The organism is Paraburkholderia bengalensis, from assembly GCF_037126505.1.
GTDB lineage: Bacteria > Pseudomonadota > Gammaproteobacteria > Burkholderiales > Burkholderiaceae > Paraburkholderia > Paraburkholderia bengalensis.
On sequence record NZ_JACFYJ010000084.1, the window covers coordinates 25,856 to 36,924 of the forward strand.

Here is an 11,069-nt window from a genome sequence, read left to right on the forward strand (position 1 = left end):
AGATGTGTACAGACGCCTTGGGCTTCAGTTTGTCGCGCAGATTTATGTGCCGCCTCGTTGCGATCGGACGCTTGGCTTGTCCGAAGGTCCCCGGTGCGTGCCAACGTCGGAAACGACTGGTGAGGAGCAGTAGCGTCTGACGACCTATGGTATCCACGGCTCGCGACCAGCAATGGCGTGAGCGAAGGGGACGATAAAGTATGGCGTGGCTACGTGCCCGGGCCAAGGGGGCTGACCGTGGCACAGAATTCATTATCGCATCACATGTGTTGCGAGGCGCTGAAATGGGGAGCCGCCGCCTTTCGTTTCACCGCGTGAGGTTTTCCGTCTTTGTCTGGCGAATCAACTTCTCTCAATCAGGAGTGAGATCGTTATGAAGAAAATCATCGCAACCATGATCACTGCGGGCCTTGCGCTGCTTTCGGCCCCCAACGTCTGGGCGCAAGGAAACCTCGGCATTGGGGGTCAGCCGCCGGTCCTCCAGATGAGATCGTAAAGATGCACCAGCAGGTCGCGGCGGCGAATCGCGAGTACGATCGGGAGGTGGCTGTGGCAAGGAAGGTCTTTGACCACAAGAAAGCGGAGGCCAAAAAGAGAAGGGGCGCGGCGGTTGAGGCCACTCAGACTGGGGTGAGCCAGTAGCACGACCGCGACAAATACATCATTTGAAAACACTCATCCACGTGTAGAGGGACCTCTCAACCGGTCCGTTGACTCGCCAAGGAGGGAAGGGATGATGAGCAAGCGGGACGCGTGGCAGGTTATACGTCGCGAGGGCATTCGGCATGCGGCGTATGAGATGGCCGAGAGCGGGATGTTTGCCGGGTGGGAGGCGATTAGACGCGCATTGTGTTCATGTTATGACGCCGGGGACGTGCACTCGGTGACTGATAACGCGTCCTGCAGGATCGATCTGGACCAGCGTTGCAGCCGAGCGAGAGCCGCCACGTCAAGCTCATCGACGCCTGGGGGCATGCCTGCTGCAGCCTCGGCTCGCCCCAGGGAGTCGTTGGTAGCCGTCTCCGCGCCCCAGGTCCGGTCGTCGCAGATACCACCCACCGAGTCGACCGAAGGGCGCCGACCGCGGACCGCGGAGCGTATAGGCCGGGTCATGGCCGACGGCAGCAGGTGGACCGTCGCCGAACTGGCGGAAGGACTCGGGGTAAGGAAACAGAATGTGTGGATGGCATTGACCGGGATGCAGGCCAACGGGACCGTGCACATAGCCGGCAGAAGAGCATGTCCGGGTGGGCGGCGCTCCGAGCGGGTTTTTGCTTCTGGTCCTCCATTGAACGACATGCAGGAGGCGCAAATGGAATCTGCATCGTGGTGGCCGCAGGCAGATCGGGTAGTGATCGCCGCCATCGATGCGATGGTGCGCTGTCGATGAAGGACTTGCACCGCTCGTGCTCAAGGTAAGACAACGGGCCGCGGTAGCAGCCACTCGGTGCTGGCTGGCACTCATCGGGGGCATGAGAGAAATCAGAACGCGATGCCCATCGTTACCATTAAGCCGTTGGTCCAGAAAAATTGCGACTCAATGCGGACCGGTCCGATCCTGCATCCCAAGGCAGGAAAAATGCCTGGCGCAAATCCGCCAACGTTCATCGGCAACTTGTCCTTGTATGCGCCCGTATATCCATGAACGATGCCGCCGACCACTTTCCCATAGAAGGGAGATGTCCCGAAGTTATAAAGGTAACCGCCGTAGATGACCTGCGAAAACTGTCCAAATGAATTGCGAAATAACGCACCGCCGAAGAGCCATCCGTTACTCTTGCGGAATTCCGCGCCAATCAGGGGAGAAAAGGGGATGTGATCAGGGTCGTCGTGATAATGAACATTGTAAACATTTGTCTGAACCGATATCTCATCGGCGCATACGGCGCAGCTACATATTATTGCGGACGCAAGAACGAACCACGTCACCGTCATCTTCAGCAAATGCCGTCGAGCATACGTGACGAGCTTCGCGCACATTGCGATCGTCCCTCGCTCGTCTGCGTAGCCTCCCGGTCGAAGCGTTCGGGTCTTTGTGATCGGGTGTACGGCACACATAAACTTCAGTCAGTTTGAAGCCATCAGTCCCATCGAACGGATGCCGACAAGGTAGATAGTCTTGACAGTGACAATCAATCATGTTTCATTGCGCGCCGTCGAATCAGAGTGCAGCTTCATGCGAATTCGCATCCGCCTTTGCAAACCGGCCGGGTTGTTAGTCCGCGCCTACCTCGAGTCGCGTAGCCGAAAAGCCGGTTGGCTTCCGTCGCGCGAAAGGAAAGCTGAAAGTAGTTTGAGTAACATTTTTGCACGATTCAAGTAGCGCAACGGAATGAACGTGTCAGATGAGCGTACTGTCAGCCACGATCGGAAAAGGTGCCGATCTTATTAGGCCACTTCTATGGCCTTTTCTGGCGCCTCGCCGCCTGTTATCGACAGCTTAGTCACGCCCTCTGTCGCGCATAGGGCGGTTCCCGGTGAAAGAACGATGCGCTGACCGTGGTAAGAAGAAAGATCAAGACGCAGCACGGCATCGATGATCTGCCGCTTGCCCAACTGGAAAGCGAGACGAATCTGTTGATCTGTTGTGTCGCGCGCCCCCAGCCACTCACAGATCGCTTCATATGAAATCGAAAACGCTCGGTATCCCCAGCCGAACTCATAGGCCGTGAAACACACCATCGACCCGCCAGACAATATGGGCGCCGTAATGCGGACAGTCGGATGATTCATGGCGAGGTCCCAGGCCGGAGTACTTTTCAAAATCGCATACTGACAGGATACGACTCGTCGCAACGATCTTTTTGATGAAAGTCAACGCACGACCTGCGATGCGTTCGCGATACCGCGTTTCTGGCCAATCGTACTGTGGGTAATTGCCGATAGATAAAGTGGGGAGCCGGCTTTGCGCCAGCGGTGCGACCGGCTGGTTCGTGTCATCAGTTCTGGCAACGCCGACATATCAGACGCGCTTATGGCGGCACCAACCGATCACCATGCCGGTCTGATCGTGATCGGTAGGATCTTCGACCGCGACGGGTGGGACACTCCGGAAATGTGGTTGCAGGCGAGGGGCCAAACGGCTTGCAGGCTTTCACCTCGGTACGGCCACGTTGCGTTCCGACAGATGTTTTTAACGCTGCAAACAGGAGTGGTGGTGGCCGAGCCAACGTGCGTAATGGTAACGACACGCCGACGCATAAGGCCCACGTGGCAGTCAGCCCATATGTGTCCAACCTGGCAGCCAGCAGGGTAGGCCGCCGCGTGCCAGCGAGATATTATTAGCATACCTAAAAATATTGTTTCCGACAGGTTCATAGGCTGCTAACTTGTCGCAGATTCGGGCACCGGTGCATCTTGCTCTGAGTCCGTCGACGATGACTGTCTGCCTACCGGGCCTGCGAACTCAAGCATGTAGCTGACGAACGCCTGCGTGACCGACGGCAGAAACCTGCGATGCGGGTAATACAGCGATACCCGTTCCCGGCAGCGAGTAGCGCCGTACCCGGGAAGAACGCGCGTCAGCAAGCCGGTTTCCAGATCTTCGGCTATCAGCGATTCTGGCATCAAGGCAATACCCATCCCGGCAATTGCGGCGAGTCTGAGCAGGGAAGCGCTATCGGTAGTGAAAGATGGCGCGGTGTGCACGCATTGCCTCGATCCATTGGCGTCCGCGAGATGCCAGACCACTGATCCCTGATATTCTTTTGTGGTCTCGATGCAGGCGTGCATCCCAAGCTCGCCCGGCTCCTGTGGGCTGGGGCGCCTTGATAGGTATGAATCTGCGGCGCAAAGCACGAGATTCTGCGTCACCAACGCGAGTTGGACGAAGTTTACATCTGCCGACGGACTCACGACGAGCAGGCCCGCGTCATACTGATCTTCGAAGCGGTCTGGTACCTGTGCAGCAATCGAAACCCTGACCTGCACGCAAGGGAAGCGACGCTGGAAACCTTCAAAGATCGTCGTCAGAAGCTGCGGAGACAGGGTGTCCGTTGCGACGATTCTCAATACACCGGCTATCGCCCGTTCGGCTGACGAAGTCGACGTATCGAGATGATCAAGTTCTTCAAGTATTCCTCGGCATCCGTCGCGGTAATGCTTGCCCGCTTCAGTCAAAGACACCGCGCGTGTCGTACGGTTCATGAGCCGGGTGTGGAGGCGCTCTTCGAGATATGCGACGGCCCGGCTGATTACTGCATTGGACACGTTTAGCTCTCTGGCGGCCCGTCTGAAGTTTTTCGTTTCCGCGACAAGTACGAATGCTCGCATGGCAAAGAGATGGTTCATCGCTCGTCTTCCCGGCTGCTCGGTCCCGCGTTTTGCCTATTCATTTCTGCAATGACTTGAGCAAAGGCTAACGAGCACGAAGGGAAGCGAGCTTGATCTAACGCAAACGGCTTTACTGTCGGCGATGATCCGCTGACCCGTTCTGCCTGTCGTGACATCGCTCACGAGGCCAGGACAGCGACGTTTCGCCGAGGCCGGTTGGCGTCGGCATGCGATGAGGGCACCGAGGATTGCGAGACGCCAGTGCATGTCCGACACCTCGCTAGGGGTCGACCTCAGCCTCAAAAAGCTTGTGCCGGATCGCATACCGGATGAGCGCGCTTTCGTTCGCAGTCTGCATTTTTTCGATGATGTGCGGCTTGTGCGTGCTGACTGTCTTCACGCTGAGGCATAGGTCATGTGCGATCTCGGTGAGGCTCTGGCCTTCCACAATTCTTCTGAAGACATCAAACTCGCGCTCGGATAGCCGCTGATGGGGCATTGCCTCCGCCGCCTCGTTCAGGTTCTGGGCGAACCGCTCGGCCATTGCCAGACTCACATAAACCCCACCGGACGCGATTTTCGTTATTGCATTGAGCAACTCGCGGCTCGCGCTTTCCTTGGTCAGGTAACCCGATGCGCCTGCCTTGAAGGCACGGGCGGCGTACTGGTGCTCCGCATGCATCGTTAGCATCAGAATTCGCAGGGCGGGGTTCTCGTCCTTGATCTGCCTGATGAGCTCGATACCGTTTTGTCCGGGCATCGACAGATCGAGCAGGAGTACATTCGCGCCGACGGAGCGCACCAGCGCGATGGTCGTTGCGCTGTCCCACGCTTCGCCAGCCACTTCAAATCCGCTGGCGTCGAGCAGGACGTGGCGCAGTCCGTCGCGTACCACCGCGTGGTCATCTGCCAATAGAACCTTTATCACGTCCTGTCCTCCTGTCGACGGCCGCGTCAACGATCCTGGCGATGAGCGGCCACGCGCGCCTGCCCTGAATGAACTGGCAGACGGGATGCTATCCGGCTTCCGGTGACGGACTCACATTGGGCTCACCTGTGGCGACATGCGCGGTCCACTTCCGCCATGCCGCGCTCAAGCGCGAACTGCCGTGCATCAGCCGGGTTTCCAAAACTGCCCAGCTCCGGCGATGCCCTTTCCCTGCCGTCGGGTGACTGCACGACAAACATCGCGACATATTCACCGCTCTCGTAGGCCGCCAGAGGCAGAAGACGGTAGCCCTTGTACTGAATCCTGGTGTTGTGCATGCATTCTCCTCAGGCGAGGCGATATCGCCGACAGACGCTCGAGCAGAGCCTGTTTCTTCGTGATGGCCTGCGTTGAGCTGGCGACGACGCACGTCCCCAGAAGCCGCCTGTGCCAGTAGTCGGGATCGGTGATGAACCGATGTTCCGAAGCACAGCCTGCAAGGTTGAAGTTTTCCAGGCGGGTGATCACCGCCGCGATATGAAGCAGATCCTGAATTTCCAGTTCATTGATGCTCATGGTTTAACCCCTCGGAAAGCCAAACCATTCCTGCTCCGGCAGGCGCCTCGTCGTCCGCAACACCTCTTAGCGGTCTGCGCGCTTGTCCTGTCGGTAAGTTTATCCAGCCATTTAGTCGTTTTGAATGACGGGAGGTAAGATAGAAACGATCTGCTCGATATGATCCAGAATTGACGCATCTATTTCTGAACAGGCGCTGATAACTTTATAGGCAGCCCATGACGGTGCCGGTCGCGAGGCGATGCCGATCCCAGCTTCCCTTTTCGGCGCAGCGCTGCGAGAGTACGAGTTGATGCCGCCATCAGGGCTGTTCCTTTCGACCGCACGGCCAGAGCCACACGAGCGGCGATCAGCGTACATCACGCTGATCGTATCGGTCGCGCTCTTCGCGACGTTGGCTCCGTTCGCCGGGAAACCACTGCCGGTACTCTGGGTCTTTGTGCCTGTTTACAACTCGGCTATTGCGATCAACGACGTGGTCACGGCGGGACTTCTGCTCGGCCAGTTCACCATCCTGCGCTCGTCATCCCTGCTCGTGCTGGCTGGCGCTTACCTGTTTACGGGTTTGATGGCGGGCGCGCACATGCTGAGCTTTCCGGGCGTGTTCTCGCCGACCGGCTGGCTCGGGGCGGGCGAGCAGACAACGGCGTGGCTGTACGTCCTCTGGCACGGTAGCTTCCCGGTGATGATCATCGCTTATGTGCTGCTGGGCCGCTCCGACGGTCTGCCGCTGGCGCCAGCCGGGCACGCCGCCGTACGGAATAGCCAATACCATTGGCGCGGAAACGTATCGCTGTCGGGAACAGCTTCGCCTGATAGGGTTGATAGCAGACCGAGATCAGCGGTCCGGCAAGACTGATCAGCACGCCGAATATGATGACCGGCAAGTCCGATCTTTCCTCCTGGACTTCGGACAGCCCCTCGAAACCCACCTCCACGCCGAGATCGCCGCGGGCGATCACCACACCTGCTGAGCGTGATGCGCCATCCGCCTTCCGCCGCTCGCTGCGGAGATCTGGCAAGCGGCAGAACGCAACTTTTGTATCGATCCTGAGTACGATGCCCAGTTTTGGCGAGCCCAGCCTGCCGATTTCGTGTAGCAAACCGTCAATATCTTCGGGGCGCTGTACGAACGACACGGCCACCCATGTCGGCGAACTGCGCGAAGAACGCCATGTCTGCGATGTCCTTGGGCGTCAATGCAGACGGGTCAAGACGCCGGGTGCCGTTCGATCTTGCAAACCACCACTTCGTGGTTGCGGCGCGCGGAAGGCGCTCACAGGCCGATCAACCGCGCGAACGTTGCCGTTCACCGGAACGATATCCCCTGAATGTAATATGAGACAAAATCGTCAGGATTAACACTTCGGCTGGTTACCGAGCGGATTGAAATTTCGACATAGTTGACATCCTTCAATATCTCCGCTTCCAGCTGTGCCTGCGCGGCTTGCTTCGCTGATGCCGACAGGCCAGGCTCGATATACCCGATGATGTGTTTTTCCCAGGTCTCATCCCCGGCCACGGGAATGGCAAATCTAAACCAACCCGCTGCATCTCGGAATTGCTGATCTCGGAACATGTTTGCGTATGTGCCCCTTACGCGAGGCACGAATTCGATTCGTTGTCCCCCGTTCTTGTATAACCGCACGATCGGATTGGTTCCGGCGATTAACTGCGGATTGAGATATGGTTTCACTGCGAAGCGAACCTGTCGGAGGTTTTGAAGGTTCCAGTGGGCGTTTCGCGAAACAGGGTAGAAGACGTCGTTGCGGCCGACCCCCACTTCTTCGAAGTCTTGTGTGTTCTCAATCGTGACTGACAAGGCGAATGCCGCCTCGGTGATGCCAGGAACATCACGCCTCGTGACGATTGTCATTCGTCCCACCTTGGCTCCTGGGGCGAGTTCGCCGTGTTTGAGCCATTTCTCGAAATTCCATCCATTCTCGGAATTCCAGTATCCCCAGTTGTTCTCATCAACGTTATTCGGATTGAATGGCAGTGCATGGTGACTGATACGATGTGTGGGAATTCCTGTCACCTCAAAGTTGACGGGAACACCATCGAACCGATTGAAATCGTACAGGTACGGCCACCAGTTGTTGAGTATTCCGTCGGTAACCCCTGCGTTGTGGGGTAGGTGAGCGAACCACCATTGGTGAAAGGAGGCCGTTCCAAACCGAAATGATCGATGCAATTCCGGTGAGGTGCCAAGCTCGTCCGAGTACGACGGGTCACCCTCGGTATAGTGATTGAAAGCACCGAAGTCGTAGCCATTCAACATCCTCGGCGCTCCGCTGAACAACGGAAAATAAAGCCAGTCATCTGCCGCTGAGCCTATATACCGTTGCCACGTCGATAGGTCAAAGTAGCAGTAGTCTTCGCATGTCCGTAGGGAAGTTGGTGGGAAATGGCTCGACCCCATGTTGCCGTTTCCTTTAGAGGCGTATGCCACGGAACTGGGGCCATTCCATTCGTCCGCAAGCCGAAACTTTTCCCAGAGATTGAGCGAGGCACTCGTCGTCGCATAACTGGAACGGTCAGGCGTATAGACCGTGTACGATAAGTTCCGCGGCCAGGATTCTGGGTGCCCGTCGGAAATGGACGTCATGACGCCTTCAACCATGTGGGCATAGGCATCGTAAGCGCGCGCGTCCGGCGTGTACGCATTGACAAAGAACGACCTCGAACAGTTGACACGAATCGGAACCCAGGTGTTTGGTGTCGATATCCCCGGCCCTTGAATTGGCCGATTTCCGATTAGTGCATTTTCTGCGAAGTCAACTGACGACTTGACCACCCAAACGTGATCGATCTCGCCTTTCTCGATCAAATCGATGATCGAATAACCGCTTAGACCAAGATCCCGTCTGGTCACCAGATCCTTATAGTCAACAGAATTATTACCTGGATCGACTGCGGGTTGAACCGGCGCTGAAACAATTCCGCCTTTATAAAGCTCAATATCAGCCGATCCAAGCGATGCAAGCTTCAGGAACTGAATGCGGTGTTGGAGAAATGCGTTTTCCTTGACGAGCGAATCGCTCCCAGGATTGAATGCAATTGCAAGCACCTTATAACGCGTTCTTATCGCTGCGGATGTGCCTGTTCGTGCAACTAGCGGCTCAGAAAAACCGACAGGTGCGCCCGAAGAATTCTCTGCCACCACGCTGTACCGGTACAAGCGACCGGGAGCAAGGTCGAAATCTGTGAAATATCCAACGCTCGCTGAAGTACGACCGATGAGCGTGCCATCACGAATTACCTCGTATGAGCTTGCATCTGATCTTGGATGCCATCTAAGCATGACCGAGACGGCATCCGACGAAACGACTCGCAATTCGAATTTGGTAGTGTTTCGTGATGGGATCTGTTCCAATTCATTTTTTCGTTCTGCGTATGAATTCAGAACAAACAACATTATCAGAGCGAGCACAATCCCGGCTCGCGAAGCAAGAACGCGTGCTTTCATGGCAGGCTCCTTGGCTCTTTCAGCTCCTCGCATGCGCTACTTGATTGCACACAAACCGCCGAGGTGTGACAGCAGGCTGTTTGTGCCCCTGTTCTGTAGGCTTCTCCCTATCCGATCGACGGGAGCGTGGCTGATTTCCTTTCAGTAAGGATAGTACAAGAGAGGGTGATTCGCGAGTGGCGAGGTAGTGCCGGATAAGCGCTTGGGGCGGTGCCTTGATGAACGATATGCATTCCTTGCCTCGCTCGCCGTGCCCCACAGTGACCGGATTGGCGGCGCAAAGGCCGCTCGGAAAGACGTTGCATATAGTAGACGCCTACTTTGGCATGAGCATCGTCGCCTAGGGAAATTGACAGGTAGGCGTTTGCGCATGACGTTTCGGATGCCTCAAAGGCTGACGGTATGTCGAACAACTTATACCCGGCGTCGCTACGGCCCTGAAAAGCACGTCGCTACATCATATCGTCGTCTGTTCGACATCGTTGACCGATATAGGTGACCCATCATGGTTGGCCCCCGGCTGATGCACTTCGCCATGTCCGTTCACCGTCGCGATCCCCTCGCCGATGCGGGCGGCGGAACGCTACTCTTCGGGGCGGCGGCGCTGATGACAGACGCCAGGCGTCGCTGCAGGGTCTGATGAGCATGTTGGGATTTCTTCGGCAGCCGATTTGCTGCGCGTCGTTGTGTAGAGCCGGTTTGGACCTTCGGCCGTGAGCCCTGCCGTCGCTTCGCTTCACGATCCCACGGGGGACCTATAGGTTCGCCTACGACACGCCAGTAGATATATCGGAAGCCATTGGCACCTGGGTGGGAAACATAGGCAGTACGGGGGAGACCAGACTCACGATCAGCCCGGATCTTTCTTTCACGGGCACGCAGGGATCGTGTTCGTTCAGTGGCTCGGTGCGTGCACGGCCAACGGGCAAGCACGTGTTTGATGAAAGTTTTTCAATGATGCGTCGCGCGTCTGGAACCGGAACATCAATGAACGTCGAAGCTGTCGTTTAAGGAGCGAAGATCACTGCCGTAGGTGCGAACACCTGGACAACAGTCGGGTTTGCGTTTGTCGGATCGCGGCAATGACGCGCGGCAAAACGGCTGTATCCGGGATCTGGCGGGTAGTGCATTACGTAGACGAGGCGTTCCTTGAGATGCCCCACGGCGAGAAAGGCGTTCCTAGCCTGATCGCAAAGGAGGTTGCGTACGCGATTTGCGCTCGACATCAACCACCTTCAAAACTGGACGCGCTGACCGCGGCAGTACTGTATTGAGATGAAGCACATCATGCCTTCTACATCCAGACTTAGATTATTTGGGATAGCGGCCGCACCGATCATGTCGCTTGGCTGTCCACGGTTGACTGAGGCGCAGAGCGCGAGTGCGCCGCCATCGGCTGCCCAGGCGCCAGACGATATGGCCTCGGAATCCCGCGGTGGTTCGTTGGCTCCAGCTGAAATGTCAGGAAATAAAGGGAAAACGCGTGCGCAGTTGACGCAGGAACTGGAGCAGGCTAAGAAAAGTGGCGAAAAGAATCGCATCAACGAGTTCTACGGCTTATCGCGATGGTGACCGTGCGGGCGCTGCAAACGACGTTGCTCACGGCGGTGTTGCAAGTCATCTTTAGTGCTGCTTTACAGGCCGCCCCGCGATGGATCCAGGTTTCGAGCGGGCGGCCCGAAAATGGCACATTTGGGCGGCTGATGATGAGCACGACCGGGTTTATAGTCCGGTCCACAGCCAGCGAAAAATATCGCTGCTGCGTCGCCGTCGCAGCGCTTCCAGAGATATCTCAAGCCGAGAGCGCCGCGGACGAGGTGCTGC

At 57.0% G+C, this 11,069-nt stretch carries 10 protein-coding genes and 1 pseudogene; 5 read left to right on the forward strand and 6 right to left on the reverse strand.

Annotated features, from left to right (window positions below):
• Positions 1-373: 373 nt before the first annotated feature.
• Together H3V53_RS33260 and H3V53_RS33265 are read left to right on the forward strand one after the other, a co-directional pair.
• A complete protein-coding gene (locus H3V53_RS33260) occupies positions 374-496 on the forward strand; it encodes a hypothetical protein (RefSeq protein ID WP_336601460.1) in 123 nt (40 codons plus the stop codon).
• A gap of 615 nt (positions 497-1,111) precedes the next feature.
• A complete protein-coding gene (locus tag H3V53_RS33265) occupies positions 1,112-1,390 on the forward strand; it encodes a hypothetical protein (protein ID WP_336601461.1) in 279 nt (92 codons plus the stop codon).
• A 92-nt stretch (positions 1,391-1,482) separates the two neighbouring features.
• Here H3V53_RS33265 and H3V53_RS33270 read toward each other — a convergent pair whose 3' ends face one another.
• The 5 genes from H3V53_RS33270 to H3V53_RS33290 all read right to left on the reverse strand — a co-directional run bounded on the left by H3V53_RS33270 (position 1,483) and on the right by H3V53_RS33290 (position 5,776).
• Entirely contained in the window at positions 1,483-1,980 is a 498-nt protein-coding gene (locus H3V53_RS33270; protein WP_336601462.1) for a hypothetical protein, read from the reverse strand.
• Between the two features lie 408 nt (positions 1,981-2,388).
• Complete coding sequence (locus H3V53_RS33275; RefSeq protein ID WP_336601463.1) at positions 2,389-2,733, reverse strand: hypothetical protein; 345 nt, start codon at positions 2,731-2,733, stop codon at positions 2,389-2,391.
• Positions 2,734-3,324: 591 nt separating this feature from the next.
• On the reverse strand, positions 3,325-4,290 hold the full coding sequence (locus tag H3V53_RS33280; protein WP_336601464.1) for a LysR family transcriptional regulator: 966 nt from the start codon (positions 4,288-4,290) through the stop codon (positions 3,325-3,327).
• Positions 4,291-4,552: 262 nt separating this feature from the next.
• Positions 4,553-5,200 (reverse strand): response regulator transcription factor, encoded by a 648-nt coding sequence (locus H3V53_RS33285; RefSeq protein ID WP_336601465.1) that lies wholly within the window; start codon positions 5,198-5,200, stop codon positions 4,553-4,555.
• Positions 5,201-5,470: 270 nt separating this feature from the next.
• Complete coding sequence (locus H3V53_RS33290; protein ID WP_336601466.1) at positions 5,471-5,776, reverse strand: hypothetical protein; 306 nt, start codon at positions 5,774-5,776, stop codon at positions 5,471-5,473.
• Positions 5,777-6,068: 292 nt separating this feature from the next.
• Here H3V53_RS33290 and H3V53_RS33295 point away from each other — a divergent pair.
• Positions 6,069-6,482, forward strand: a pseudogene (locus H3V53_RS33295) (MASE4 domain-containing protein); the annotation flags it as partial.
• A gap of 603 nt (positions 6,483-7,085) precedes the next feature.
• Here the strand turns inward: H3V53_RS33295 and H3V53_RS33300 are convergent.
• Positions 7,086-9,245: a fibronectin type III domain-containing protein gene (locus H3V53_RS33300; protein WP_336601467.1), complete on the reverse strand. Its 2,160-nt coding sequence runs from the start codon at positions 9,243-9,245 to the stop codon at positions 7,086-7,088.
• A gap of 1,416 nt (positions 9,246-10,661) precedes the next feature.
• Here H3V53_RS33300 and H3V53_RS33305 point away from each other — a divergent pair.
• Positions 10,662-10,817, forward strand: a complete 156-nt coding sequence (locus H3V53_RS33305) for a DUF4148 domain-containing protein (RefSeq protein ID WP_336601468.1) — start codon at positions 10,662-10,664, stop codon at positions 10,815-10,817.
• Positions 10,811-11,069 (forward strand): hypothetical protein (locus tag H3V53_RS33310; protein WP_336601469.1); only part of this gene is annotated, 259 nt, incomplete at its 3' end. The genes H3V53_RS33305 and H3V53_RS33310, both read left to right, overlap by 7 nt.

Coding starts and splice junctions, on each gene's coding strand:
- H3V53_RS33260 (WP_336601460.1), top strand. CDS start 374: ATGAAGAAAATCATCGCAACCATGATCACTGCGGGCCTTGCGCTGCTT.
- H3V53_RS33265 (WP_336601461.1), top strand. CDS start 1,112: ATGGCCGACGGCAGCAGGTGGACCGTCGCCGAACTGGCGGAAGGACTC.
- H3V53_RS33270 (WP_336601462.1), bottom strand. CDS start 1,980: ATGTGCGCGAAGCTCGTCACGTATGCTCGACGGCATTTGCTGAAGATG.
- H3V53_RS33275 (WP_336601463.1), bottom strand. CDS start 2,733: ATGAATCATCCGACTGTCCGCATTACGGCGCCCATATTGTCTGGCGGG.
- H3V53_RS33280 (WP_336601464.1), bottom strand. CDS start 4,290: ATGAACCATCTCTTTGCCATGCGAGCATTCGTACTTGTCGCGGAAACG.
- H3V53_RS33290 (WP_336601466.1), bottom strand. CDS start 5,776: ATGAGCATCAATGAACTGGAAATTCAGGATCTGCTTCATATCGCGGCG.
- H3V53_RS33300 (WP_336601467.1), bottom strand. CDS start 9,245: ATGAAAGCACGCGTTCTTGCTTCGCGAGCCGGGATTGTGCTCGCTCTG.
- H3V53_RS33305 (WP_336601468.1), top strand. CDS start 10,662: ATGGCCTCGGAATCCCGCGGTGGTTCGTTGGCTCCAGCTGAAATGTCA.